This window comes from Streptomyces sp. NPDC001549 (genome assembly GCF_042894025.1).
Lineage (GTDB): Bacteria > Actinomycetota > Actinomycetes > Streptomycetales > Streptomycetaceae > Streptomyces > Streptomyces kutzneri.
On sequence record NZ_JBIAVJ010000008.1, the window covers coordinates 15183 to 41414 of the forward strand.

The following is a 26232-nucleotide window of genomic DNA, read 5'->3' on the forward strand; positions in this document are numbered from 1 at the left end:
CCATGCGTCATCACGAACTCCGCCCCCGCACACTGTCGTCTAACTTTCGGAACATGTTCGGAAAGTATCATCGGGCGGGCCGCCGGGAAACACGAAAGGCCGAATCCGCACCCGTTTCGAGGCGGAGGACGGCCGGGCGGCATGATGGGACGATGTCCCGAGCGCCCGCGCCGCACGGCCGCACCGGCCGGCCACCCCTGACCTCCCGTGCGCAGATCCTGGTGGCCGCCCGTCGGCTCATCGACCAGGACGGCTGGGAGAAGCTGACGATCCGTCGCCTGGCCGCCGAGATCGGCGTCGGGGCGACGACCCTGTACCACCACATCCGGAACAAGGAAGACCTTCTGCTCCTCCTGCTCAACCAGCACATCGAGCAGATCGGACGCCCCCGACTGCCCGGTGACCCGCGGGAGCGCATCGTCACGGCCGCCACCGCGATGCACGACGCACTCGCGGCCTGGCCATGGGCCGCCGAGGTTCTCTCGGCCGACGGTTTCGTCGGCCTCCTCGACGAATCGGCGATGTGGATGGTCGAAGCCATCGTGGCCGGCGCAGACGCCCACGGATGCACACCCGAACAGAGCGTCGACACCTTCCGCAGCATCTGGTACTACACCGTGGGCGAGGTCCTCGTCCGCGCCCACTCCGCCCGCCGACAGGACCAAGGCCGGCCCTTCGCCTACCGCGACGACCTGGACCCGTCCCAGGTGCCCCACCTGGCCGCCATCGGCGTCCGATGGGCCGCGCTGGCCGCACGGGACATCTACCCCCAGGGACTCCGCACGTTCGTCGACGGGCTGCTCGCACAGGCCACCCCCCGTGGCGAGGGCTGAGCACGGGCAACGGGGATGAGCGCGCGCGAACGGCCGACACGGCGTTCGTGCCGCCCGACCGCCCCCTGGCGGTCGGCGACAGCGGCACGACGGCCGCCGAACAGCGCACGGGCGAGAGCCTGGGGGAGCGGCTCGCGCCGGAGGAACCCGAGGTGTCCGCGCGGGACGACAGCCCTGACGAGGCCGGCGAGACCCCGCTGGCCGGACCGGGCCGGGCCGGCCGCCCGACCCCGGTGGAAGAACCGGTTCCGCAGCGTCACATCTCCGTACCGGCCCACGACGTCGGGATCGACGGCGGCGCGGCATCGGCCGAGGAAGCCGCCGTGCACGTGGTCGAGACGACCCCGCCCGCCGACAGCGATCCGGAGGCCACCGAGGGGCAGTGACCGGCGGAGGCCGCCTGCGTTCGAGCAAGGTGATACTCCTCCGGGACGAACGCGGACGTCAGGCCCCCCCGAACCCGGTCGTGACGCGCCGGCGCGGGTCCGCCGCTCCGGGGCACCACGGTTTCACCCGTACGCCGACTCGGCCGACGGGTGTCGGCGCCATGTGGCGGATCCGGGGTGCGGGAATCCACGTGGTCTCGCAGCATGACGGTGACTCATCCGCCGATGAAGGAGGTCCGCGATGCCCGAGATCCCACCGGAAGGCACGAGGCGATGACCACGGACGCCGACGCAGCACAGCGGCCTTCGGCAGAAGTGGTGGTCACGGCCACCGGTTGCTCGGAGGAAGCCGCCCGAGTCCTCCTGGACGTTCTCGAGCGGGCCTTTCCGGCTTCCTCGGCGGAAGGCGTGGCTCTTGAGCCGGGGCCGCACGGGGCGGCCACCGTGTGGTGCACGACCGTGGACGCGGCGGACCCGCCCAGAACGACGGAGCGCGTGCGCCTGGACGGAACCGTCGACATCGGTCTGCAAGGCGGCCCCCGCGCGGTGGATCGGGTCGTGGCCGCCCTCGCGGACACCTTCGTGGTGGACAGAAGGGGGACCGTGTCCGGAGACCAGGAGAAGGAGGTCGACCTGCTGATCCGCTCCGTGTGACCCCGTGCGACCCCGCGGCCTCGTCTCCGGTGAACAGGGACCGGATCACTTCATCGAAGGCGGACCTCGTACGGGGTCGGCGGCCGGCCAGTGGGTCTTCGGCGCCGGGCCCGGTGCGGATCCGCCCCTGCGGATTGACGCCTGGCCGGTCTCCGACGAGCCGGCGGAACCCCGTACGGCACTGCGCCGGCTACCGGCGTGCCGGCGCGCCCCGATGCGCGTGTCACCCTGGTACCGGGGCGAGGGCGGGTGAGGGTGCCCGTCGGGATCGGGGGAGGAACGTGGCGGACCGGGAAGCGCCGGAGGATCGTCTCGGCGGGTACGTCGGCATACTGCGGGACGCGTGTGCCACGGGGCGCCGCCTCACCCGTGCCGAGCTCGAGTCCCGCCGTGCCGAGGGGCAGCGGGCGGCGGAGGCGGGTCTGCCGCTGCGCGGGCTCATACGGGACCACCTGGCCGCCGCCCAGAGCGTCCTGACGCGATCGCCGGCGCCGCTGCTGGCCGCTGTCGAGCAGGCGGTGGACGCGTTCGTCGAGGGGTACGAGCGGTCCCAGCGCCAGGCGGTCCGTCAGGAGGAGGCGGCCCGGCGCGAGTTCATCGACGACCTGCTGCACGGGCGCAGTGGGCTGGGCCTGCTGGCGGAGCGGGCCGAACGGTTCGGGCTGCGCCTGTCACAGGCCCACGCGGTGGCCGTGGCCGCCGGCCCCGAGCCGTACGGCGACGGCTACCCCGTGGCGCGCCGCATCGAGGAGGCGGTCCTCGGCCGGTTCGGCAAGCGGCAGATCCTGCTGGCCACCAAGGACGGCAGCCTCATCTGCGTGGCGCCCGGCGATCAGCCCGATGTCCTGGCCTACTTCGCCAAGCAGGCGCACGCGGTGACGGACGGCGGACGGGTCGCCGTCGGCCGCTCCCACCCGGGCCCCGGCGGGGTCGTCCACTCCTACGAAGAGGCCCTCAACGCCCTTGACATCGCTGAGCGGATGGGGCTGGAGGGGCCGCTGCTGTACGCCTCCGACCTGCTGGTCTATCCGGTCCTCAGCCGCGACCGGCAGGCCATGGCCGACCTCGTGGAGAGTGTCCTGGGCCCGCTCCGCCAGGCGCGCGGCGGCCCTTGGCCCCTGCTGGACACCCTCACCGCCTACTTCGACAGCGGCTGCGTGGCGACGGAGACCGCCCGGCGCCTCTCGCTGAGCGTGCGCGCACTGACGTACCGGCTGGGGCGCATCCACACCCTCACCGGCGCGGATCCGGCGGATCCGGCGGACCGCTACACACTGCAGACCGCGGTGATCGGATCACAGCTGCTGGGCTGGCCCGACACCACGGCGTGACCCGTCGGCGCCTGCGACCGCCGGGACACCCTGCCGTACCGCGGCGTCAAAGAGTCGTAAAGATTGCCGAAGGCAGGCAATGTGCGGCACCTTCGCGCGCTGGCACGATGCCGTTGTCCGGCGGAAATACCGGCCGAGCGGGGGAGGTGCTCATGGACTTGTTTCTGGGTCTCGGCATCGGGGGAATCGTCCTGCTGGCCGGCTCGCTGGTGTTCGACGGGGTCCTCGAAGGTGTCTTCGACGGTGCCCTGGACGGACTGTTCGACGGGTGGCTGTCGCTCCCGGTGGTCGCGGGCTTCGTCTCGATGCTCGGTTTCACGGGGGCGATCGTGCTCGGGACCACGGGTCTCGGGCCGGGAGCGGCAGCCGCCGCCGGTGCCGCGGCCGGTGCCGGGGCCGGCTGGTCGGCGTACCGGCTGTCCCGGGCCCTCGCCCGGGACACCGGCGGGGCCGCCCCGCGCCACGGCGAGCTGGTCGGGTCGGCCGGGACCGTGGTCACGGCCATTCCGGCGGACGGGTACGGCGAGGTCCTGCTGACGCTGGGCGGCCAGCCGGTCAAGTACGCCGCGACCGCCGACGGCCCGGTGGCCCTCGGCGCCGAGGTGTGGGTGACGGCGACGCCCTCATCCACGTCGGTCGGCGTGCGCGCCGTCGAACGCTGACTCAGCGCCGCCCCGTGCGCCGCCCCGTGCATCGGTCCGTGCGCCGGTCCGAGCGCTTCACCTCCTCATCCACCACCGATCTGCCCTCGCGAGAGCGGGCAGGGGGGATCCACCATGAGTTCAGTCGTCGTTCCGGTCGTGGGAGTGCTCGTACTCCTCGTGCTGCTCGCCCTGGTCGTCGTCACCCGCTACAAGGTCGCCGGTCCCAGTGAGGCGTTCCTCATCACCGGCCGGCGCGGCAAGAAGTCCACCGATCCGGCCACCGGACAGGTCTTCACCGACACCAGCGGCCAGAAGGTCGTGGTCGGCGGCGGGGTGTTCGTCGTGCCCTTCGTCCAGCAGCGCTACACCCTCGACCTGTCCAGCCGGCACATCCCCATAGCCGTCCGCGGAGCGGTCACCCTGCGCGGCATCAAGGCGAACCTCGAAGGCGTGGCGATCGTCAAGGTCGGCGGCAACGAGGACGCCATCCGGGCCGCCGCCCAGCGTTTCCTCCAGCAGCAGGACGGCATCGTCGGCTTCACCCAGGAGGTGCTGTCCGGCGCGCTGCGGGCCATCGTCGGCCGGATGTCGGTCGAGGACATCATCCGCGACCGGGCCGCCTTCGCCGGGCAGGTCGCGGAGGAGGCCGAGGCCAGCCTCTCCGGCCAGGGCCTCGTCCTGGACGCCTTCCAGATCCAGGACATCACCACCGAGGGCTCCTACCTGGAGGATCTCGGCCGCCCTGAGGCCGCGCGCGCCAAGCAGGAGGCCGACATCGCCGAGGCCAACGCCCGCCGGGCCGCCGAACAGGCACGGCTGAAGGCCGAGGAGGAGATCGCGGTCGCGGAGCGCACGCTGTACCTGCGCCAGGCCGAGATCAAGGCCGAGACCGACGCTGCCGCCGCCCAGGCGAACGCCGCCGGACCGCTGGCCGACGCCGACCGGCAGCAGCAGATCCTGGCCGAGCAGGAAAAGGTGGCCGAGCGGCAGGCCGCGCTGACCGACCGACAGCTCGACACCGAGGTCCGCAAGCCCGCCGATGCCCGCCGCTACCAGGCGGAGCAGGAGGCCGAGGCGCTGCGGGTGGCCCGGGTCAAGCAGGCCGAGGCCGAGCGCCTTGCCGCCATCGCCGCCGCGCAGGCGGAGGCCGAGCGGGCCCGCCTCACGGGTGAGGGCGAGAAGCAGCGCCGCTCCGCCCTCGCCGAGGCCGAGGCCATCGAGGGTGCCAAGCGCGGTGAGGCGGAGCTCGCCCACCGTACGGCCATCGCCGACGCGGTACGCCTGGAGGGCGAGGCGGAAGCGGCGGCGATCGCCGCCAAGGGCGCGGCCGAGGCCGAGGCGATGCAGAAGAAGGCCGACGCCTTCGAGAGCTACGGCGATGCGGCGATGGTCCAGATGCTGGTCGAGGTGCTCCCGGAGGTGGTCGCCAAGGCGGCCGAACCGCTCAGCGCCATCGACAAGATGACCGTCATCTCCACCGACGGCGCGAACAAGCTGTCCCGCACCGTCGCCGAGAACGTCGCCCAGGGCATGGAGCTGCTCGGCTCCACCACGGGCGTCGACCTCGCCCAGCTCCTCAAGGGCCTCACCGCGGCCAGGCCGGCGACGACCCCCGAAGCCGTCCCGGTCAACGGCAAGATCGCGATCACCGACTGACGTCCGGTGTCGTCGCCACCGGGCGCATCGTCCGATTCCCCAGGATCCCTGTCAGCCGGTGGCGGCGAGTTCGCCGCTCAGGGTCTTGTGCAATCGGGCGCTGCGCTCGTTCAGGCCCGTGATCCGGACGTTCTTGCCGCGCTGCGCGTAACGGTGCTCGATCGCATCGAGCGCGGCGACCGAGGAGGCGTCCCAGATGTCCGCGGCGGACAGGTCGATGACGACCTCGGCGGGGTCGCCGGCGTAGTCGAAGCGGCCCACGAGCTCATTGGAGAAGGCGAAGAACAGCTCGCCGGTGACGGTGTAGACGACCCGGCTGCCGTCCGGGTCGGTGACCGCTGTGACATCGGCGAGCGTGGCGACACGCTTGGCGAAGATGACCACCGCTGTGACGGATCCCGCCACCACGCCCACGGCGAGGTTGTGGGTGGCGACCACGCAGACCACGGTCACCGCCATGACGGTGATCTCGCCCGTCGGCATGCGCCTGAGGGTTGCGGGCGCGATGGAATGCCAGTCGAAGGTCGCGAAGCAGACCATGACCATGACGGCGACCAGGGCGGCCATCGGGATGTCGGAGACGACCGGGCCGAAGACGATGCACAACACCATCAGGAACACGCCCGCGAGGAACGTGGAGAGCCGGGTCCGGGCGCCGGAGACCTTCACGTTGATCATGGTCTGGCCGATCATCGCGCAGCCGCCCATGCCGCCGAGGAATCCGGTGACGATGTTCGCGATGCCCTGCCCGATGGACTCCCGGGTCTTGGAGGACCGGGTGTCGGTGATCTCGTCGACCAGCTTCGCCGTCATCAGGGACTCCATCAGCCCGACGAGTGCCATGGCGAAGGCGTACGGGGCGACCGTGGTCAGCGTGTCGAGCGTGAACGGCACGTCGGGCAGCCCGGGCTCGGGGAGCGAGGAGGGCAGCGCGCCCTTGTCTCCCACGGTCGGTACCGCGATGCCCGCGGCGATGGTGATCACCGTGAGGATCACGATCGCCACCAGCGGGGCCGGAACCGCGGTGGTGATCCTCGGGAACAGCACCATGAGCGCCAGTCCGGCCGCCAGCAGTGCGTAGACGGCCCACGGCACGTTCCGCAGCTCCGGCACCTGGGCCATGAAGACCAGGATGGCGAGTGAGTTGACGAAGCCGACCATCACCGAGCGCGGGATGAACCGCATCAGCTTGCCCACCCCCAGCGCGCCGAGCGCGATCTGGAACACCCCGGCCAGGATGACCGCGGCCACCAGGTACCCGAACCCGTGCTCCCGGTTCAGAGGGGCGATGACCAGGGCCACCGCACCGGTGGCGGCGGAGATCATCGCGGGACGCCCGCCGACGACGGCGATGGTGACGGCCATGGTGAAAGAGGCGAACAGGCCGATCGCCGGATCCACCCCGGCGATGATCGAAAACGAGATCGCCTCCGGGATCAGCGCCAGAGCGACCACCAGACCGCCCAGCACCTCGGTGCGCAGCACCTTCGGCGAAAGCCAGGCCGGGCGGAAGTCGCGCAGCCGCGCGGATGTGGACACAGCGGAGTGAGGCAAGGGAAGGAGACCTGTCAGGCGGGCACACCGCCAACCGGCAGGCGGGCGTACGGGGGACGGAACCAACCAAGGTACAGCGCGGTCCCGTGCCGCTCGGTGCCGCGCTGATGCTCCCGGACCCGCCGGTGGCATTCAGGCCGGGAAGGAAGGCATCCCGCTCGCGGGACTTCGGTACCTGGCGGAACCGAATTTTCCGGTCAGACCGCGCCGGCCGGGGCAGGTACCCGGGTGCACCGTTCGGTACACCCACGCTCAATCAAACCTGCTCACTCCGTTAACATGTTCGACCTGACAATGTTCACGTTGGACCACGATAAGCGGCCGGAAATTGACATCTACGATATCGCGGGTTCTTTCTCGAATAGGCGACGGCGCCAGGTCCGCCGCGCGGCCCCGACCACGGGTGGTGCTGTGGGCCGCGGTGGGTGTGATCGGCCTCGGATTCCTCGTCGCACTGGAGCTGGCCGCGCGCCGGTACGGCGTGCCGGGTCCGATCACCGTCCAGACGCGAGAGGTGATCTTCGCCCCCCAGTCGGGGACGGTGCTGTACGCCAGCATGGCGCTGATGATGGTGGTGCTCACCTGGCGGCAGCGCTTCATCGGGCTCGCCGCCGCGATCGGCATCGACCTCGTCTTCTGGCTCGTGCGGTGGCTGGTCGGCGCCGAGATGATGTTCGGCAACGGCGCGTTGCTGGTGACCCTGGCCTGGGCCGTCATCGCCGTCACGCGCCGCACCGGCCATGAGCGGCTCCTGCTGCTGAAGGGCGTGGGACTGGCGCTGCTGCTGGTGGCCGGCCGCAAGACCGGCTACACCTGGCTGCTGATCACCTCGAAGTCCCGCCCGATGGTGCTCGACCAGTACGTGGCGACCGCCGATCACGCACTGGGCAACCCGTCGTGGGTGGCGGGCCGGATCGTCGAGGCCACCGGCACGGTCGGCTTCCGTGTCCTCGAATTCGTCTACATCCAGCTCGCGGTGGCCGCGGTCGCCGTCGCGCTGTACCAGCTGCGCCACGTGGCGGCCCTGCGCCGCTTCCCGAGCCACCACCTGGTGCGCACCTTCCTGGTCATCGGTCTGCTCGGGCCGGGCATCTACATGATCTTCCCGGTGGTCGGGCCGATCTTCGCCTACGGCGCCGACGGCGCCCACTGGGCGGTGGCCGACCTGTGGCCGAACACGCCGCCGCCGGTCGGTGCCCCCGGCCCGATGCCCTTCGACGAGTTCACCCCGCGCAACTGCATGCCCAGCCTGCACACGGCGTGGGCCACCGCGATCTTCATCCATTCCCGTAAGGCCCCGCGGGCGCTGCGTCACGCGGGCACGTTCTGGCTGATCGCCACGCTCGGCGCCACGCTGGGATTCGGCTACCACTACGGCGCGGACATCATCGCCGGCGTGGTGTTCACGGTCACGATCGAGACGGGGCTGCGCTCGCTCGCCCGCGGCTGGGACCGGCCCGGCGTCCTGCTGACCGCCTATGGCGCGGCGGTATTCGTCGCGTACCTGGCCTCGTACCGCTATCTGTCGATGCAGCTGGCCGCGTACCCGTGGGTGTTCGGGCCGCTGCTCCTCCTCGCGATGGGCTCGGTGATCTACGGCTACGTACGGATCACCAGGATGTGGGAACGGGAGACCGCGGCAGCGGCGGCGGTGCGGGTGCCGGAACCGCGACGCGAACAGCAGCCCGAACTGGTGTGAGTGCGCGAGGTGCCGTGGCCGGCCGGCCGTGCCGCCCCGCCAGGGGAATTCCGGTGGGGCCGGTGATCTTCGCCGAGTAGGGTCGACCTGTCGTGTGGGACGCGGGGGACGGGCAGGTCAGGCATGGAACACGCGAAGGCGCCGACGCCGGCGGCGGCGGTGGAGCGGGTGGAACTCGTGGGGGAGCGGGTCCGGCTGGAGCCGCTGGAGCTGCGGCACCACGACGGGCTGTGCGCGGCGGTTCGCGACGGCAGCCTGTGGGAGCTCGCCGTGACGCTCGTACCGCACCCGGACGACGTCCGCGGCTTCATCGAAGAGGCGATGGCGGCCCGTGCCGAGGGCACGCAGATCCCGTACGCGACGGTGGACGCGGCGACGGGGCAGGTCCTCGGTTCGACCCGGCTGATGGTGATCAACACCGCGCAGCGGCGGCTGGAGATCGGCTGGACCTTCCTCGCGGAGTCCCGTCAGCGGACCGGTGTGAACACCGAGGCGAAGCTGCTGATGCTGACGCATGCCTTCGAGGCGCTGGGGATGAACCGGGTCGAGCTGCTGACGGACGTACGGAACACGAAGTCACGGGCGGCGATCGCCGGGCTGGGTGCGACGCACGAGGGCGTGCTGCGGCACCACATGGTCATGCGGGACGGCTGGATCCGCGACACGGCGGTGTACAGCATCACCCGGCCGGAATGGCCGGGAGTGAAGCTCGCGCTGGAGGCCCGCCGGGCCGGCCGCCCCGCGGCGCGCTCCGGAGACTGAGACCCGGAGGCTGAGCCCCGGGGAACGAGTCCCGGGGAACGAGCCCCGGAGAACGAGTCCCGGGGGTGAGCGTCGGGTGGTGAGAGTGACGGGTGACCGCTGCGACGATGGCGATCAGGACCAGGCCCGGCAGCAGCGGGACGCGGCGCGCGGGTCGTGCGGGGCGGTGGGAGTTCGACGCGGTGGCTCCGGTGGTGCGGGGGCGGGGCGTGTGCGGGGGCGGATCAGGCGGCGGGCTTGCCGGGCTGGTCGTGGGTCGAGCAGTGGATGCCGCCGCCGCCCGAGGCGATGGTGTCGATCTTCACCATGACGACGTCCCGCTTGGGGAAGTGCTCCCGCAGGATGCCGCGGGCGCGGTCGTCGGCCTTGCGGTCCCCGAACTGGGGCATGAACACCGAGTCGTTGGCGACGTAGAAGTTGGCATAGGCGGAGACGAAGTCGTCCCCCTCGCCCGTGATCCGGTTCAGGTCGGGCTGCGGCAGGTCGATGACCTCGAAACGGCGGCCGCGGGCGTCCGTCGCCTTCGACAGGACGGACTTCGCCTGGTCGGCGGAGTGGGACCAGGAGTCCGGCGGGGTGCCGGGGTGGGCGCGGTCCAGCAGGACCACACCGGGGGCGGTGAAGCGTACGAGGCTGTCCACGTGCGCGTCGGTGATGTCCTCGCCGCGTACGCCGGCCAGCCAGATGACCTTCTGGACGCCCAGGGTCTGCTTGAGCTCGGCCTCGATGGTGTCCCGGCTCTTCCCCTTGTTGCGGTTGTCGTTGACGATCGAGCTCTCGGTGACCATCAAGGTGCCCTCGCCGTCGGTCTCGAAGGAACCGCCCTCGGCGACGAGCGGGGCCTGGACCCGGGGGATCTGGTACTTCTGCAGCAGCAGGCGTCCGACCTGGGCGTCGTTCGTGTGCTCCTGCTTGTTGCCCCAGCCGTTGAAGTCGACGCCGACGACCTTGGCGCCCTCCTCGATGAACACCGGGACGGTGTCGCGGGCCCACAGGTCGTCGACGGGCAGGGGGATCACCTCGACCTGGGAGCCGCAGGCCTTCTGGGCCGCGTCCGCCTGCTCGGGCCGGGCCATCATGACCACTTCCTCGTAGCCGCCTACGGCCCGGGCGATCCGCGCGATGTCCTCACGTACGTAGGGCAGGTCCTGCTCCCAGACCGAGGCGAGGGCCGGCCAGGACATGAAGGTACGGGTGTGGCTCTCCCACTCGGCGCCGAACCGGCGCTTTCCGTCCGCGGCGGGCCGGGGGGAGCCCGAGCCGGCGGCGCCGGGCCGCGTGCCGGACTCGGCGGGACCGCAGGCCGCCGCACCGAAGACGGCGGCGCCGATCCCGGCGAAGGTACGGAGGACGGACCGGCGGGTGGGGGGAGTGAACGACACGGGGGACTCCGATCGGGTGCTGGCGGAGCGAGGGACGTCCGGCCAGGTCGGGCACGGGAGGCGTGACACAGGCCGTCGGGCCGAGCCCTATCCAAAGGGTGCACGCTTTGCACCGAGAACATCCGGTACGCACGGGAAAGGGTGCGGCCGGATGTCGTCCACTGTTGCACTGACTGGAATTTCAGTCAATTTGCATGGCGAGGGAACCGAGCCGGCCGATCTCGACTCCGATCGCCCCGCGCATCAGGTCACGGGCGTGCCCCACGGGCAGTAGGCCGCTCAGCCAGCGACTGCTCAGGCCCTCCAGGAGGGCGGTCAGCCGCTCGGCGGCGGCGGTGACGGCGGCGCCAGGCGCGGCCGGGCATGCGGCGGCCAGCAGGCCGGCGACCTCCTCCACCCAGGCCGCACCGGCCGCGGTCAGCTCCTCACGCAGCTCCGGGTCGAAGATCGTGTGGGCCCGCAGCTCCCCCCAGGCCGTGCTGTTCTCGCGCACCTCGGGCAGGTCCTGGAATTCGAGCAGCAGGATCCGCTCCAGGAGCCGGTGCGGGTCCGCGGCGGGGGGTGCGGCGCCCACCTCGTCGGCGGCGCCCGTGTAGCGGTCGGCCCGGTCGCTGATGAAGGCCAGGGCGTGCCGCAGGATGCCGGTCCGGTCCTTGAAGTGGTAGTAGATCAAGGCCGTCGACACGCCGGCCTCGGCCGCCAGGTCGCCCACCCGCAGCCCGCGGACCCCGCGCCTGGCGATGACCCGGGCGGCGCCCTCCAGGATGGCCCTTCTTCGATCCGACACCGGTCGATCCTCCCTTCTGGCGGTGTGCGTCTCGCATTGTCACACATTGACTGAAACTTTAGTTAGCGGCACGATGCGCCCCAGGTCATTGCCGCATCGTTGAAAGAGCCACCGCATGTTCGCTCAGCTTCCCGGCGTACAGTCCGCCCTCACGGCCCTGTCCGCCGACGACCCCCACGAGATCGGTGGCTACCGCCTCCACGCCCGGCTCGGCTCCGGCGGCATGGGGGTGGTCTACCTGGCGTACACGCCGGGCGGCCGGCACATCGCGCTGAAGGCCGTCCGGCGGGAGTTCGCCACGGACCCCGAGTTCCGCGAGCGCTTCGCCCAGGAGGTGGCGAGCGCCCGCCGGATCCACGGCCTCTTCACGGCGCAGGTCGTCGACTCGGGCGAGGACGACCGCACCCCGTGGCTGGCCACGGCCTACGTGCCCGGCCCCTCGCTGCACCAGGTCGTGCAGCGGCACGGGCCGCTGCCGGTCCGTACGGTGCTGCTGCTCATCGCCGGCATCGCCGAGGCCCTCCAGGAGATCCACCGGGCGGGCGTCGTCCACCGGGACCTCAAACCGGCGAACGTGCTGGTCGCGGGGGACGGGCCGCGGGTGATCGACTTCGGTATCGCGCGCGCCGCCGACGCCGCCGCCCTGACCGGCGTCGGCCTGCGGATCGGCACCGCCGCCTTCATGGCGCCCGAGCAGGCGCTGGGCCACCCGGTGACGCCGGCGACCGACGTGTTCGCGCTCGGGGCGCTCGCCGGCTTCGTGGCGGGCGGGGTCCCGCCCTTCGGGAACGGTCCGGAGTCCGGCGCCCTGTACCGGGTGGTCCACGAGCACCCGGACCTCGGCCGGATCCCCCCGCGAGCTGCACGACCTGCTGTCGTGGTGCCTGGCCAAGTCTCCGCAGGACCGTCCCACGACCGCCGACCTGATCGTGGCCGTCCACGCGCACCCCCTCGTCGGTCCGCGGCCGGAGTTCACCGACGGCTGGCTGCCCCGGCCGGTGCTGGAGGAGGTCGGGGGCCGGACGGACGCCGGCCCGGCCGGGGAGTCCGCGGGGTCCGGCCCGTCCGGCGGCCCCGGCCGGCCGGGGCCGCCGCCTGGCCATCACCGAGCTGCCCGGACCGGACCGGCGCGAGATCCGCGGCCGGGGCGAGGAGTTCCTGTCCAGCTACACCAACTACTACACGGCGAACGGTGCGGTGATCGCGCCGCAGTTCGGCGACGGCTACGCCGACGGCGTCGCCTACGCCATCCTCCAGGCCGCCTACCCGGGCTACCGCGTCGAACAGCTCCCGATCGACGGCATCGCCTCCGGTGGCGGCGGAATCCACTGCGCCACCCAGTCCCACCCGGCCGTACCGCCGGCGCTCTGACGGCCGGGCCGCCCCGGTCGGCGCGGCCGGTCCCGCCCGCCGGGGCGGCCCGCGCGCCGTCCGGCACTCCTGGTGACAGGCCGCGTACGTACGCACCCGATCATCCCGGTAGGGTGCGGAGCATGTCGTCTCGTAGTACTCAGATCCTCGAAGCCGCCGCCCGGGTGATCGCCCGGCGCGGTGTACGCGGGCTGCGCGTGGAGGAACTCGCGGCCGAGGCCGGCGTCTCCACCGCCCTGATCTACTACCACTTCAAGGACCGCACGGGTGTCCTGCGCCAGACGCTGGAGTTCATCAACGACCGGGCCGAGCGCTACACCACCGACCGCGATCCGGACGACCCGCCGCTGACCCCGCGCGAAGAGCTGGAGGAGACCCTCCTGCTGGAGCTCCAGGACACCGTGGAGGTGCGGGAGAACAGCTCGGCCTGGGGCGAACTGCGGGCGAGCGCCGTCTTCGACGAGGTCCTGCGCGAGGACCTGGCGCGGGCGACCCTGGTGTGGGTCCAGGAGGTGGCCGCGCTGCTGGGCCAGGTCCAGCCGATGGTGCCGGCCTCCGCGCTCGCCGCGGCCGCCGAGCGGCTCACCGCCCTGCTGGAGGGGCTGAGCATGCGCTGGCTGAGCGGCGGCATCAAGATCGGCCACGCCCGCGAGCTGATGCGGGGCGCCATCGACGCCGAGCTTTCGGGGCTCGGGCAGGGCTGACGTCCGCCGGCCGGGGCCGTTCCACGACCTCGGTCCGCTCTTGCATTGCCCCCGTGCCGCCCTGGCCTCGGGCCCCGGCATGCCTCCCACAGGTCGCCCGCACGACTCACACGCGTCGTCCGCGCGCCTTCCGCTCGACTCCCGTGATTCCTTGCGGACTGGGCTCTGTTCAGCCTCTTGGCTGAATTTTCAGTCAATGTCAGAGTGAGGATTCCGAGCAGGGCGGACCGAACCTCCCGCCCCCTTCGGACCGCCGGCCGGCCCGTGCCACCTCACGGGCCCGCGGCCGGCCCGCACTCCTCTACGTACTCCTCTACGCACCCCTTGAGGCGTCCCCCGGCGCGCCACCGGCCCTCGGCCAGCGCCTCGCGCACCACACATCCGGACGGCGATGCCCCGGCCCCGGCCGTACCCTCGCCCGCCTTCCGGAGGAAGGAATGATCATGATGGTTTCGACCGGCCCCGACGCCGGGCGGGACGGCCGGGGGACGTCATGCCCCTGACCCCCACCGAACGTGACCGGCTGCTGCTCTTCACCGCCGCCGAACTGGCCCGCACCCGGGCCCTGGACACGGCCCTGCGCGTGGCCGAGGAGCATGACGTGCAGGTCGCCCTGCACAGCGACGGCCTGAACGAGTGTCTTTCCGTCGAGGACACCCTGCGGGTCCTGGACGGCCGGACCATCCACGCCTTCCACATCGAGGGCTGCGGCGGCGGGCACGTCCCCAACGTCCTGAAGATGGCGGGTGTGCCGAACGTGATCGGCTCCTCGACCAATCCCACGCTGCCCTTCGGCCGGGACGCGGTCGCCGAGCACTACGGCATGATCGTCTCCGTCCACGACCTCAAGCCCGACCTGCCCGGCGACGCCGCCATGGCCCGCGACCGCATCCGTGCCGGGACGATGGGAGCCGAGGACGTCCTGCACGACCTCGGGGCCATCGCGATCACCTCCTCCGACGCCCAGGGCATGGGCCGCGCGGGCGAGACCATCCGCCGCACCTTCGCCATGGCCGCCAAGATGAAGGGCGAGCTCGGTCCGATGGACGGCGACGGCGAGGGCGACGACAACGCCCGCGTCCTGCGCTACATCGCCAAGCTCACCATCAACCCGGCCATCGCCCACGGACTCGCGCACGAGATCGGCTCCATCGAGGTCGGCAAGCTCGCCGACATCGTCCTCTGGCGCCCCCCGTTCTTCGGCGCCAAGCCGCAGATGGTGCTGAAGTCCGGCTTCCCGGCCTACGGGGTCACCGGCGACCCGAACGCCGCCACCGACTGCTGCGAACCGCTCGTCCTCGGCCCCCTGTTCGGCGCGCACGGCGCGGCGCCCGCCGACCTCTCGGTCGCCTTCGTCAGCCGCGCCGCCGCCGAGTCGGGCTCCTCCGGGGTCCTGGCCACGCGGCGCCGCCGGGTCGCCGTACGCGGCACGCGCGGTATCGGGCCGAAAGACATGGTCGGCAACGCCCGCCTCGGCGGTGTCGACGTGAACGCCCGGACCGGGCTCGTGACGCTCGACGGCGAGCCCCTGCGCTCAGAGCCGGCCCAGCAGGTCTCCCTGAACCGCCTCTACTTTCTCTAGTCGCTCCCTCCAGTCCTCCCGCGCGCCCTGCCTCGCCCCGCACCTTCACTCTTGACTGAATTTTCAGTCGAGTGGAAGACTCCACCCACGCAAGAAATGAGACACCTGATGACCGAATTCCGTATGCCCGCCGAGTGGTCCCAGCACGACGGCTGCCTGATGGCCTGGCCCACCCGCGAGGAGCTGTGGGGCAGCGTGCTCGCCGAGGTGAAGGAGGAGTACGCGAACGTCGCCCGCGCCATCGCCGCGTTTGAGCCCGTGACGATGGTCGCCCCGCCCGGCTTCGGCGAGGACGCCCGTGCGCGGTGCGGCGACGGCGTCACCGTCATCGAGCTGCCGCTCGACGACTCCTGGTTCCGCGACTCCGCCCCGCTCTTCGTCCTCGACGGCGACGGCAACCGCGCCGGAGTGGACTTCCGCTTCAACGCCTGGGGCCGCAAGCACCACCCGTTCGACGCCGACGACCGGATCAGCGGCCTGCTGCTGGAGCACCTCGGGGTCGACCGCATCCCCTCCGGCATGATCCTCGAAGGCGGGGCCGTCACCGTCGACGGCGAGGGCACGCTGATCACCACCGAGCAGTGCCTCCTGCACCCCAACCGCAACCCCGGCATGAACCGCGACCAGATCGAGGCCGAGCTCAAGTCCCGGCTCGGCGTCACCAAGGTCATCTGGCTCCCGTACGGCGGCCTGCTCGACACCGAGACCGACGGTCACGTCGACGGCGTCTGCGCCTTCGCCGCCCCCGGCACGGTCGTCATCTCCCTGCCCTCCGACCCGGACCACCCCGACCACGCCCGGATGCGCGCCAACCGCGCCGTGCTGGAGGCCACCACCGACGCCCGCGGCCGCCGCCTGGAGATCATCGAGGTGCCGCAGACCGCCTTCGCCGACCTGGCCGACGGCGAGATCGAGGTGTCGTACCTCAACTACTACGTCGCCAACGGCGGCGTCGTCGTCCCGGTGGCCGGCGTGCCCCAGGACGAGGAAGCCCTCGCCGTGATCGCCACGGCCTACCCGGGCCGCAAGGTCGTCGGGGTACGGGCGCTCGCCATCGCGTTCGGCGGCGGCGGCGTCCACTGCATCACCCAGCAGATCCCCGCAGCGCGGACCACCGTCTGACCCGGGAAACCGGCCGCTCCCGGCGGACCGCTCCGGCGGTCCGCCCGCTCCTCCCCCCCCCCGCATCCCTCACGGAATCGAGAGCGCGACGATGACCACCACCCCGCCCCGCACCGGCAGACGCTTCCGCGGCCGGCGCGGCCGGCTCAGCCCCGTTGCCGCGGCCGCGACCGCCGCCCTGACGTCCGTCTCCCTGCTCGCGGCCTGCTCCGGCCCGCCGAAGGAGAAGGCCGGCGGTGTCACCGACGTCAGACTGTCGGTCTCCACGCCCCAGGCCGCCGGCGAGATCGACTCCTTCACCTGGGCCGTCTACGCCGAACCGCCCACCCTCGACTACACGGTGGCCTTCGACTACCCGCAGAACACCGTCCTGTCCAACGTGTGCGAGAGCCTGATGCGCTGGACCCCGGGCCTCACCACGGAGCCCGGTCTCGCCCAGAAGGCGTCCAACCCGGACCCCACCACCTGGGTCTACGACCTGCGCCCCGGCGTCCGCTTCCACGACGGCAAGGAGATGACCGCCGACGACGTGGTCTTCAGCCTCGGCCGCCAGACGGACCCCGACAACGCCGCCGCCTGGGCCCAGGTGTTCCAGAACGTCGCCTCGATCACCAAGAGCGGCCCGCTGCAGGTCACCGTCAAGCTCGACAAGCCCGACTCGCAGTTCCCCCAGTACATGGCCACCGCTGCCGGAGTGGTCGCTTCCAAGGCCGCCGTCGAGGCGGCCGGCAAGGACTACGGCACCACGGGCGGCCTCGGCTGCAGCGGCCCCTTCAAGCTCGGCACGTGGAACAAGGGCCAGTCGATCGAGCTGGAGCGCTTCGACGGCTACTGGGGCACCAAGGCCAAGTCGAAGAAGGCCGTCTTCCGTGTCCTGACCGACCCCTCCGCCCGGACGAACGCCATGCTCAGCGGGGAGGCCGACGGCGGCTACCTGATCCCCACCGAGAGCTACGCCCGCCTGCGCAGCAGCGGCACCGGCACCCTCTACTTCGGCGAGGGCCTGAGCACGGTCAACGTCAACGTCACCAACATGCAGGGCCCCCTCGGTGACATCCGCGTCCGCCGGGCGCTGTCCCTGGCGCTGGACCGCTCCGGCTTCGTCAAGGCCGGCCTCGGCGGGGCGGGCACCGTCACCAACTCCCTCACCACCCGCGCCGCCTGGGCCGCCGCCCCCGAGCGCACCCTGAAGACCGCCTTCGACAGCCTGCCGCCCACCGGCCAGGACATCGAGAAGGCCAAGGCCCTGGTCAAGGAGGCCGGCGCCACCGGCAAGACGCTGACCGTGGCCACCAGCTCCATAGGCCAGGACGTCTCCCTCCTCGCCACCGCCGTCCAGGCGGCCGGCACCCGGATCGGCCTGGACATCCAGCTGAAGACGATCGCCCCGAACGCCTTCACCGCGCTGTTCACCGACCCTCAGGCGCGCGAGGGCATCGACATGTTCCCGCTCACCTACTACGACTCGATCACCGACCCGCTCGACCTGCTGCAGAACTTCAAGACCGGCGCGTACATGAACTTCGCCGGCTACAGCGACCCCGGGTACGACAAGCTCGTCGACCAGGCGAGCGCCGTCTACCCGATCGAGCAGCGGATGGACATCGAGGCGAAGCTGCAGCACCACGCCTCGGAACAGCTGCTGTGGATCCCGGTGGCCGAGTGGCCCACCGCACTGTTCATGAACAAGCGCATCACCGGCGCCCCCACCACCATCTCGTACATGTACTACCCGTGGGCCGCCGACGTGGGGGCCGCGCAGTGAGTTTCGTCAGATTCGCGCTGCGGAGGGTGGCGGAGATGGCCGCCACCCTCCTGACCGCCTCGTTCGTGGTCTTCGGGGCCATGTACCTGGCACCGGGCAACCCGGCGAGCTTCCTGCTCGCCGGCCGCTCGGCCTCCCCGGAGGCCCTCGCCTCGATCAACGCCCAGTACCACCTGGACGACCCCTTCCTCATGCGGTACTTCCGGTGGCTGGGCGACGTACTGCAGGGCGACTTCGGGCGGTCGATCACCTACCGCACCGATGTCTCGCGGCTGCTGGCGGACCGCCTGCCCACCACCCTGATGCTCATCGTGATGTCGCTCGTCGTGGTCGTCGCCGTCGGCCTCTTCCTCGGCCGGATCGCCGCCGTCCGCGGCGGGGCCGCCGACTCCGCCATCCTCGTCACCACGACGTTCGCCGTCGGCACCCCGTCCTTCGTCGCGGCGGTCCTGCTCCAGGGCCTCTTCGCCGTCAACCTGGGCTGGTTCCCCAGCAGCGGGGCGGGGGACGGCGGTCTCGGCGACATGCTCTGGCACCTCACGCTCCCCTCCGTCGCCCTCGCGCTCTACCTGATCGGCATGCTCGCCCGGGTCACCCGCTCCGCCATGCTCGAAGCCCTCGACAGCGACCACGTCACCGTCGCCCGCAGCCGGGGCGTCCCCGAACGCCAGGTCATCAAGCGCCACGTCTTCCGCAACTCGCTCGGCACCGTCCTGACCACCGGCGGCCTCATCGTCTCCACGCTGCTGGTGTGCACCATCCTGGTGGAGACGGCCTTCAGCATCGGCGGCATCGGCCAGCTCCTCGAACTGTCCACCACCACCAAGGACTTCCCGACCGTCCAGGCGATCTCCCTGATCATCGTCGCCCTCTTCATGATCGTGAACCTGATCGTGGACCTGCTGCTGCCCCTGGTCGACCCCAGGGTCACCCTCGGATCGAGGAGCGCCGCCGTATGACCGCCGTCCTGACCCGCCGGCCCGGCCTCTCCCGGATCCGCGCCGCCGGCTCCCCGCTCCACCTGGTCTGCCTGGTGCTCGTCGCCGTCGTCGTACTGGCCGCCCTGCTCGCACCCTGGCTGGTACCCCACGACCCCAACGCCGTCGACCTGGGCAACGCGCTGGCCGCACCCTCCGCCGCGCACCCGCTCGGCGTGGACGCGGCCGGCCGTGACACCCTCTCCCGGCTCCTGCTCGGCGCCCGCACCTCGCTGCTCGGACCGCTCGGCGTCGTCGCCTTCTCCACCGTCGCCGGCATCGCCATCGGTACGGCGGCGGCCTGGCGGGGCGGCTGGATCGACTCCGTGCTCTCCCGCAGCACCGAGCTCGTCTTCGCCTTCCCCGGCATGCTGCTGGCCATCCTGATCATCTCGGTCTACGGAGAGGGGCTGCTCGCCCCGGTCATCGCCCTCGCCGTGGCCTACCTGCCCTACGTCAGCCGCCTCACCCGGTCCCTGGTCCTGGCCGAACGGGCCCGCCCGTACGTCAGCGCCTACCAGGTGCAGGGCCACCCGGCGCTGCAGATCTGCCTGCGCCACATCCTGCCCAACATCGCCCCCGTCGTCCTCGCCCAGTCCACCATCAACTTCGGCTACGCCCTGATGGACCTGGCCGGACTGTCCTTCCTCGGGCTCGGCGTACCCGCCCTCACCCCCGACTGGGGCCGCATGGTCTTCGACGGCCAGACCGCCATCCAGCACGGCTACCCGCTGTCCGCGATCCTGCCCTGCGCCTTCATCGTGCTGACCGTGGTCGCCTTCAACGTGGTCGGCGAACGCTGGGCCGACCGTATAGCCAGGAGGGCCCGATGAGACCGCCGCAACCACCGCACCCCACGAAACCGGTGCACACCCTCGACATTCAGGGGCTGCGGATCACCCTGCCCGGTACCGCCCGGCCCGTCCTCGACGGCGTCGGTCTCACCGTCTCCACCGGTGAGACCGTCGCCCTCGTCGGCGAGTCCGGCTCCGGCAAGAGCCTCACCTCGCGCAGCGCGCTGAACCTGCTGCCGCCCGGCGCCGTCGTCGAGGGAGCCGTGCGGGTCGGCGGCGAGGACGTCCTCACCATGAACGCCGACCGGCTGCGCACGGTACGCGCCTCCGCCGTGGCCATGGTCTTCCAGGACCCGCGCGCCGCCGTCAACCCACTGCGCCGCATCGGGGACTTCCTCACCGAGAGCGCCACCCTGACCCGGGCCATGAGCCGGACCGAGGCGACCGCGCGCGCCACCGAGCTCCTGCAGGCCGTGGGCCTGGACCCGGCGGTGCTGCGCAAGTACCCGGGCCAGGTCTCCGGCGGCATGCTCCAGCGCGTGGTGATCGCGGCAGCCCTCATGGGGGACCCCTCCCTCCTGCTGGCCGACGAGCCCACCACCGCGCTGGACGTCACCTCCCAGGCCGAGGTCATCTCCCTGCTGGCCGGGCTCCGCGCCCGCTTCGGCACCGGCCTGCTGTTCGTCACGCACGACCTCGACCTCGCGGCGGCCATCAGCGACCGCGTCTACGTCATGTACGCGGGCCGGATCGCCGAGAGCGGGCCCGCCGAGGCCCTCTTCGCGCGCCCCCGGCACCCGTACACGGCCGCCCTGCTGGCCTCCACCCCGCGGATGGACGGCCCGCGCGGCCGGCTCGCCGCCATCGAGGGCCAGCCGCCGGACCTGCGCCAGGCCCTCCACGGCTGTGCCTTCGCCGCCCGCTGCCCGCTCGCCACGGAGGTCTGCGACCAGCAGGTTCCCCTGCCGGTGGCCGCCCCCGGCCAGCCGGGACACCTGGCCGCCTGCCACCACGGCGACCGGCTCGAAGGGAGCACCGTCGATGCCCGATAACGGACTTCCCGACAACGTCCTGGAGGTTACGGGGCTGCACCGCTCCTACGGAGCCGTGCGCGCCGTGGACGACGTGTCCTTCGTCCTCCCCGAGGGCGGTTCGCTGGGGATCGTGGGGGAGTCCGGCTCCGGCAAGACCACCACCGCGCGGATCGTCGTCGGCCTGGAGCGTGCCGACGAGGGCGAGGTCCTGGTCGGCGGCCGGAACCGGACCGCGCGCGGCGAGGGCCGCGGCCGTGCGCGGCGCCTGGCCCGCGCCCGCGAGGTCCAGATGGTCTTCCAGGACCCGTACCTCTCCCTCGATCCGCGGACCAGCGTCGAGGCGGCCCTGCGCGAGACCCTGCGCCTGCACTTCCCGGGCCGGGACCACGCGGGCCGGATACGGGAGTTGCTCGATCAGGTGGGTCTGGGCACCCGGGCCGCCGACGCCCTGCCGCGCCAGCTCTCCGGCGGCCAGCGCCAGCGCGTCGCCATCGCCCGGGCCCTGGCCGTCGAGCCGTCCGTCCTCGTCCTGGACGAGGCGGTCGCCGCGCTCGACGTCTCCGTACAGGCGCAGATCCTCAACCTGCTCGCGGACATCAGGGAGCAGACCCGTATCGGGTACCTCTTCATCACCCACGACCTGGGCGTCGTACGGTGCGTCACCGACGAGATCGTCGTGATGCGCCGCGGCCGGATCGTCGAGGCGGGCGCCACCGCCCAGGTGCTGGCCGCGCCCCGGCACCCGTACACGCGGCTGCTGCTGGAGTCGGTGCCGCGCCCGGGGTGGGACCCGGAGGCGATCGCCGCGGCCCGCCGGGCGCTGTAGCCCGTGCCGGTCACGGCCCGGATCCGGCTCCCGCTCCGGCTCCCGCGGCGAGAGTACGGATCAGGGTCCGCAGGACCGGCCCCGTACCGCCGTCGGCGCCCAGGGAGTCCATGGCCGCCAGACCGTCCACGGCGGCGGCCACGGCCAGTCCCAGGGGGCGCGGGTCGAGGTCCCCGCCGCGTTCGTCGGCCAGGACCTGGAAGAGGGCGACGAAGCAGGCGCGCCAGCGCCGGTACTCGGCTTCCAGGCTCTCCCGGACCCGGGCATCGTTCAACGCCTGCCAGTGCAGGGCGGAATGGAGGTGGGAGAGCTCGGCACCCTCGGGCCGGCCGAGCAGCTCGACGACCCGTTCGGCGCGCTCGGCGAAGGGTCCGGGGCCGGACACCGCCGCCTCCAGCGGCGTGATCCATTCCGGGCGGATGTCCTCGATGACCGCGAGGACGAGATCCGTCCGGTCCTGGAAGTGGTAATGGCACATTCCGTGCGAAACGCCTGACAGTGCGGCGACGTTGCGGGTGGTGAAGCCCTCGCTCATCTCGCCCGCGAGCAGGGTCCGCGCGGCGGCGATCAGTCGTGCCCGCGTCTGTTCGCCCTTCGCCGAGACCCGTGGCCGGCCGGCCCTTGCAGGGGGAGTGGCCGGCTGGCCCCCGGAGCCCTTCGCGACAGCTGTCATGGCGTCACTCTAACCAGCCTTCGGACCGCGACCTGGGGCTTTCCGTGATCCACCGGAATGACCTCGTCCAAACTATTGACCGAGCGCTTGGCCAGTTTTAGCTTTCCGGTCAACCCCGCTGTCCCCGCGGGGAGTTGAGCCATCGGAGGACCCTCACATGAACGATCACGCAGTGAACCGGCCCGCAGGCGAGGGCATGGGCAGACGCAGGTTCCTGGCAGCGGCGGGACTTACCGCCGCCGCGGCCGCACTGGCGGCGGCCGAAGGACGGGCCGGGGCCGCGTCCGCGCTCCGTCCGGCGGCGGCCGGCGCCTTCCGCGTCCCCGTCGAGGACGTCCGGCACACCCGCACCTGGATGGCCTGGCCGGACTCCACCTCCATCTGGGGCAACACGCTCGGCGGCGTCCAGCAGGACATCGCGCTCATCGCACGCACCATCGCCAGGTACGAGCCGGTCCTCATCTGCGCCAACTCCGGCAGCGCGGCCAAGGCCCGCTCGAAGTGCGGATCCACCGTCACCGTCATCAGCACCATTCCCGTTGACGACTGCTGGATGCGCGACACGGGACCCGTCTTCCGCACGAACGGATCCGGCGGCCTGGACGCCGTCGGCCTCAACTTCAACGGCTGGGGCAAGAAGCAGGCCCACTCCCGGGACAACCTGGTCGCCGGCCGGATCGCCTCGTACGTCGGGGTCCCCTTCACCGCCGCAGCCCTGGTCGGCGAGGGCGGCGCGGTCGAACAGGACGGCGCCGGCACCCTGATGGCCACCCGCAGCAGCCTGATCAACAAGAACCGCAACCCCGACAAGTCGCAGGCGCAGATCGAATCCGCCCTGCTCGCCGCCTACGGCGCCACCAAGGTCATCTGGTTCGACGGGGTCAAGGGCCAGGACATCACCGACGACCACGTCGACGCGACCTCGCGCTTCCTCGCCCCCGGCCGGGCCGCCGTCCAGATGCCCCTGGCCTCGGACAACGACGTGTACGCCAAGGACGCCCGCCAGCAGTACCAGATCCTCTCCGCGTCCACCGCCGCCGACGGCACGCGCATGAGGGTCGATCAGATCCAGGGCCCCGACTACAACAAGATCCGCTCCTCCAACCCGGACTTCCTCGCCTCCTACGCCAACTACTACCTGTGCAACGGTGCCGTCATCAGCGCCCACTTCGGCGACACCCGCGCCGACACCGCGGCGAAGGCCACCCTGGCCCGGCTCTACCCCGGCCGCACCATCGAGCAGCTCAACATCGACCGGCTCGGCACCGGCGGCGGCGGCATCCACTGCGTCACCCAGCAGCAGCAGCCCGTCCCGTAACCGGCACCCGCACACCACACCCACATCCACAGCAGAGCGCCAAGGACCACGGGGGCCGTTCCGGAGCGATCCGGAACGGCCCTCCACCGTTTCCGGGCACGAACAGGTACGAGATACCGCCATACGGGAAAATCCTTGGACCGCGCGGACACCGCCACGGGACACTTCGGTTTCCTGCAAGCCACCCGCACACGACAGCACAGGGTTGTAATGGGAACGCCTGAATCGCCCGTAAGCCCACCGGGCAAAGGCCCGGTACTCCTCGCACTTCGCTACTACGGACGGGAGTTGGCCCGCCTCCGACGGCTGACCGCACCCGCGATGCTGCTCCCGGCGCTGGGCAACATCGGCATCAACTACATCGCGCCGCTGATCGTCGCCAAGCTCGTCGGCCGCATCGCCGGAGGCGGCACCGCCACCGTCGACGCGATGCTCCCGTACGTCCTCTCCTTCGCCGGGGTCCTGCTCCTCGCGGAGGCACTGTGGCGCCTCGGCCTGCACTGCCTCAACCGCCTCGACGCCCGCGGCGTCGAGCACCTGTACGTGGTCGGCATGGACGAACTGTTCGCCAAGGACGCCGCGTTCTTCCACGACAACTTCGCCGGGTCGCTGACCAAGCGGGTGCTGAGCTTCGCCTCCCGCTTCGAGGAGTTCGTCGACACCCTGACCTTCTCGGTCATGGGCAGCTTCGTACCGCTGGTGTTCGCCTCCGTGGTGCTGTGGCAGTACGACCCGCTGCTCGTGGCCGGACTCCTGGTCCTGATCGCCGTGACGGCACTGGGCGTTGCGCCGCTGATCCGCCGCCGCCAAGGACTCGTCGCCCAGCGCGAGGAGGCGATCGCCCGGGTGTCGGGCCACGTCGCCGACAGCCTGATGAACATGGACACCGTCCGGGCCTTCGCCGCCGAGGAACGCGAGGCGGCCGAACACCGCTCGCGCGTCGCCGAGTCGCGCCGCCTCACCCTGCGCTCCTGGGACTACGGCAACCTGCGCATCGATACGCTGGTCGCACCGATGTCCGTACTCACCAACGCGCTGGGCCTGCTGCTCGCCGTCACGCTCGGCGGGGGAGAGCACGGCGTGGAGGCGATCATCGTCGCCTTCACCTACTACGCCAGCGCGACGCGGATCATGTTCGAGTTCAATGGGGTCCGGGATTCCCTGCGAGCTCGCTTCCAGATAGCGGGCGGGATTCACCGAACTGACCATGTGGGGATGGATGCTTGTTGAGCCTGGTGGATGTTCTGGGCTTCCCCTTCCGGAGGTCCGTAGGGCCCCCTGGAGCGCCTTGGGTCCTGTTGGTGAGTCTCAGGTGTATCAAGCTGTGGTCTGGTTTGATCAGGCGAATGCTGACCCCATACTGACATTGATGACGAGTAGTCAGGGGTTGTGAGTCGTCGGATGGTGAGCGCCTCCCGGAGCGAAATGCGCGGTGCCGGGGGGCGCATCCCTGCCCTATCGGTGGCTGTCAGTGGCCCGGAGGCCTTCTTACGAGGCTGGAGCCCACGTCGTCGCGTTGCGTGGATCGGGATATCCCGTCGTTGCGGGTAGTCGACAAGTGAACCCTGTCCCCTGTCACGTCCTGGATGACTGGGCTCTGCTCGTCGCGGCGTACCGGCGCACGAACTTGACGATGCGCCAACTCGCCCGGCTCTTCGGGGTGTCCAAGTCGGCAGCGGTCGTCGGTATGGCCGTGGGCCTGCTCGCGATGCTCAGCACCTGACCCCCGCGAGGAGCAGGGCGGCCCAACCGACTCGGCTGGGACCGACGGGAGCCCCAGCACGTGAGGTACCGAGATCCGGCGTCGACTACTTCCTTCGAGACACGAATCCGAGAGATCGCACTTTCCATGGTCCTGGCTGTCGCTACCGAGGGCGCTGTCCTCAGAGCTCACGCGAGAACTGTGGCCAGGGCTGCAGTAACGGCAGCGGCAAGGGTGACTACTGCAGTGAATGCGGCCGCCGCGTGGAGGATTGCGGTGGGGTAGGTGGCGCCGTCGAGACGGGCGAGTTTCCCGGCGCCTGCTCCAACAAGGAGCGCCGCGATCAGCACGAGGGCGATGGCGAACAGGACTGCGGTAAGGCCGGACACGATTAGCTCCCAGATGTTCGGTGAGGTTGGTGTCGTCGACACTCCCGGAATCGGTGTGCAGCGGGGTTCAAGTGGTCGAAGATGAACAACGTTGAACAGTCGCGTGGAGGGCAACGGGGAGCAGCGTGCACGAGGGGCAGGATGAGCAGCGGGCGGCCCTTGCTGAGCTGCAGGCACGCCTGTCCGACGGGCGCGCGGCGATGGGGTTCAGCATCGCCCGGCTGGCTGTACGGGCAGGGTTGGGGCGCACGACTGTCAGCAAAGCGTTTAACCAGGCGAGGCCGCCG

Annotated in this window: 23 protein-coding genes and 3 pseudogenes; 21 read left to right on the forward strand and 5 right to left on the reverse strand. The window is 71.4% G+C overall.

The window, feature by feature from the left end; translation table 11 throughout:
• Positions 1–152 precede the first annotated feature (152 nt).
• The 6 genes from ACFY04_RS15790 to ACFY04_RS15815 all read left to right on the forward strand — a co-directional run bounded on the left by ACFY04_RS15790 (position 153) and on the right by ACFY04_RS15815 (position 5504).
• On the forward strand, positions 153–833 hold the full coding sequence (locus ACFY04_RS15790) for a TetR/AcrR family transcriptional regulator (protein WP_389117019.1): 681 nt from the start codon (positions 153–155) through the stop codon (positions 831–833).
• 47 nt (positions 834–880) lie between these two features.
• Positions 881–1219 carry a DUF5709 domain-containing protein gene (locus tag ACFY04_RS15795; protein ID WP_389117022.1) on the forward strand — a complete coding sequence of 113 codons (339 nt, stop codon included), beginning with the start codon at positions 881–883 and terminating at the stop codon, positions 1217–1219.
• Positions 1220–1492: 273 nt separating this feature from the next.
• A complete protein-coding gene (locus ACFY04_RS15800; protein WP_389117023.1) occupies positions 1493–1873 on the forward strand; it encodes a hypothetical protein in 381 nt (126 codons plus the stop codon).
• 281 nt (positions 1874–2154) lie between these two features.
• Complete coding sequence (locus tag ACFY04_RS15805) at positions 2155–3204, forward strand: PucR family transcriptional regulator (RefSeq protein ID WP_389117024.1); 1050 nt, start codon at positions 2155–2157, stop codon at positions 3202–3204.
• Between the two features lie 152 nt (positions 3205–3356).
• Positions 3357–3866 carry a hypothetical protein gene (locus tag ACFY04_RS15810; protein ID WP_389117025.1) on the forward strand — a complete coding sequence of 170 codons (510 nt, stop codon included), beginning with the start codon at positions 3357–3359 and terminating at the stop codon, positions 3864–3866.
• 114 nt (positions 3867–3980) lie between these two features.
• On the forward strand, positions 3981–5504 hold the full coding sequence (locus ACFY04_RS15815; RefSeq protein WP_389117028.1) for an SPFH domain-containing protein: 1524 nt from the start codon (positions 3981–3983) through the stop codon (positions 5502–5504).
• Between the two features lie 51 nt (positions 5505–5555).
• Here ACFY04_RS15815 and ACFY04_RS15820 read toward each other — a convergent pair whose 3' ends face one another.
• Positions 5556–7043, reverse strand: coding sequence for a SulP family inorganic anion transporter (locus ACFY04_RS15820; protein ID WP_389117030.1), 1488 nt, complete (start codon positions 7041–7043; stop codon positions 5556–5558).
• 421 nt (positions 7044–7464) lie between these two features.
• Between ACFY04_RS15820 and ACFY04_RS15825 the strand changes: the two genes are divergently transcribed.
• Positions 7465–8757: a DUF5933 domain-containing protein gene (locus ACFY04_RS15825; RefSeq protein ID WP_389117367.1), complete on the forward strand. Its 1293-nt coding sequence runs from the start codon at positions 7465–7467 to the stop codon at positions 8755–8757.
• 123 nt (positions 8758–8880) lie between these two features.
• The gene (locus ACFY04_RS15830; protein ID WP_389117031.1) at positions 8881–9519 is read left to right on the forward strand and encodes a GNAT family N-acetyltransferase; all 639 of its coding nucleotides are present in this window, start codon (positions 8881–8883) and stop codon (positions 9517–9519) included.
• A gap of 224 nt (positions 9520–9743) precedes the next feature.
• Here ACFY04_RS15830 and ACFY04_RS15835 read toward each other — a convergent pair whose 3' ends face one another.
• Positions 9744–10901, reverse strand: coding sequence for an agmatine deiminase family protein (locus ACFY04_RS15835; RefSeq protein ID WP_389117033.1), 1158 nt, complete (start codon positions 10899–10901; stop codon positions 9744–9746).
• Between the two features lie 181 nt (positions 10902–11082).
• Complete coding sequence (locus ACFY04_RS15840) at positions 11083–11688, reverse strand: TetR/AcrR family transcriptional regulator (RefSeq protein ID WP_389117034.1); 606 nt, start codon at positions 11686–11688, stop codon at positions 11083–11085.
• A 115-nt stretch (positions 11689–11803) separates the two neighbouring features.
• Between ACFY04_RS15840 and ACFY04_RS15845 the strand changes: the two genes are divergently transcribed.
• From ACFY04_RS15845 to ACFY04_RS15890, 10 genes and pseudogenes are all read left to right on the forward strand, one after another.
• On the forward strand, positions 11804–12889 hold the full coding sequence (locus ACFY04_RS15845; protein ID WP_389117037.1) for a serine/threonine-protein kinase: 1086 nt from the start codon (positions 11804–11806) through the stop codon (positions 12887–12889).
• Entirely contained in the window at positions 12823–13059 is a 237-nt protein-coding gene (locus ACFY04_RS15850; RefSeq protein ID WP_389117368.1) for an agmatine deiminase family protein, read from the forward strand. The genes ACFY04_RS15845 and ACFY04_RS15850 overlap by 67 nt, the downstream gene beginning before the upstream one ends.
• Before the next feature lie 122 nt (positions 13060–13181).
• Positions 13182–13763, forward strand: a complete 582-nt coding sequence (locus ACFY04_RS15855) for a TetR/AcrR family transcriptional regulator (RefSeq protein ID WP_202198696.1) — start codon at positions 13182–13184, stop codon at positions 13761–13763.
• A 550-nt stretch (positions 13764–14313) separates the two neighbouring features.
• Positions 14314–15345: pseudogene (locus ACFY04_RS15860) on the forward strand (urease subunit alpha); the annotation flags it as partial.
• A 108-nt stretch (positions 15346–15453) separates the two neighbouring features.
• Entirely contained in the window at positions 15454–16467 is a 1014-nt protein-coding gene (locus tag ACFY04_RS15865) for an agmatine/peptidylarginine deiminase (RefSeq protein WP_389117039.1), read from the forward strand.
• 91 nt (positions 16468–16558) lie between these two features.
• A complete protein-coding gene (locus ACFY04_RS15870; protein ID WP_389117041.1) occupies positions 16559–18232 on the forward strand; it encodes an ABC transporter substrate-binding protein in 1674 nt (557 codons plus the stop codon).
• Positions 18229–19191: an ABC transporter permease gene (locus tag ACFY04_RS15875; protein ID WP_389117042.1), complete on the forward strand. Its 963-nt coding sequence runs from the start codon at positions 18229–18231 to the stop codon at positions 19189–19191. The genes ACFY04_RS15870 and ACFY04_RS15875 overlap by 4 nt, the downstream gene beginning before the upstream one ends.
• Entirely contained in the window at positions 19188–20042 is an 855-nt protein-coding gene (locus tag ACFY04_RS15880) for an ABC transporter permease (RefSeq protein ID WP_389117043.1), read from the forward strand. The genes ACFY04_RS15875 and ACFY04_RS15880 overlap by 4 nt, the downstream gene beginning before the upstream one ends.
• On the forward strand, positions 20039–21055 hold the full coding sequence (locus tag ACFY04_RS15885) for an ABC transporter ATP-binding protein (protein ID WP_389117045.1): 1017 nt from the start codon (positions 20039–20041) through the stop codon (positions 21053–21055). The genes ACFY04_RS15880 and ACFY04_RS15885 overlap by 4 nt, the downstream gene beginning before the upstream one ends.
• The gene (locus tag ACFY04_RS15890) at positions 21045–21863 is read left to right on the forward strand and encodes an ABC transporter ATP-binding protein (protein WP_389117046.1); all 819 of its coding nucleotides are present in this window, start codon (positions 21045–21047) and stop codon (positions 21861–21863) included. Before ACFY04_RS15885 ends, ACFY04_RS15890 begins: the two co-directional genes overlap by 11 nt.
• Positions 21864–21873: 10 nt before the next feature.
• Here ACFY04_RS15890 and ACFY04_RS15895 read toward each other — a convergent pair whose 3' ends face one another.
• Positions 21874–22536: a TetR/AcrR family transcriptional regulator gene (locus tag ACFY04_RS15895; protein ID WP_389117047.1), complete on the reverse strand. Its 663-nt coding sequence runs from the start codon at positions 22534–22536 to the stop codon at positions 21874–21876.
• Between the two features lie 157 nt (positions 22537–22693).
• On the opposite strand from ACFY04_RS15895, the gene ACFY04_RS15900 reads away from it, so the two are divergent.
• The 3 genes and pseudogenes from ACFY04_RS15900 to ACFY04_RS15910 all read left to right on the forward strand — a co-directional run.
• Positions 22694–23854: an agmatine/peptidylarginine deiminase gene (locus tag ACFY04_RS15900; RefSeq protein WP_389117049.1), complete on the forward strand. Its 1161-nt coding sequence runs from the start codon at positions 22694–22696 to the stop codon at positions 23852–23854.
• Between the two features lie 210 nt (positions 23855–24064).
• Positions 24065–25088, forward strand: a pseudogene (locus ACFY04_RS15905) (ABC transporter transmembrane domain-containing protein); the annotation flags it as partial.
• Between the two features lie 216 nt (positions 25089–25304).
• Positions 25305–25532 (forward strand): annotated as a pseudogene (locus ACFY04_RS15910) (transposase family protein); the annotation flags it as partial.
• A 212-nt stretch (positions 25533–25744) separates the two neighbouring features.
• Here ACFY04_RS15910 and ACFY04_RS15915 read toward each other — a convergent pair.
• A complete protein-coding gene (locus tag ACFY04_RS15915) occupies positions 25745–25945 on the reverse strand; it encodes a hypothetical protein (RefSeq protein WP_389117051.1) in 201 nt (66 codons plus the stop codon).
• Positions 25946–26232: the final 287 nt, after the last annotated feature.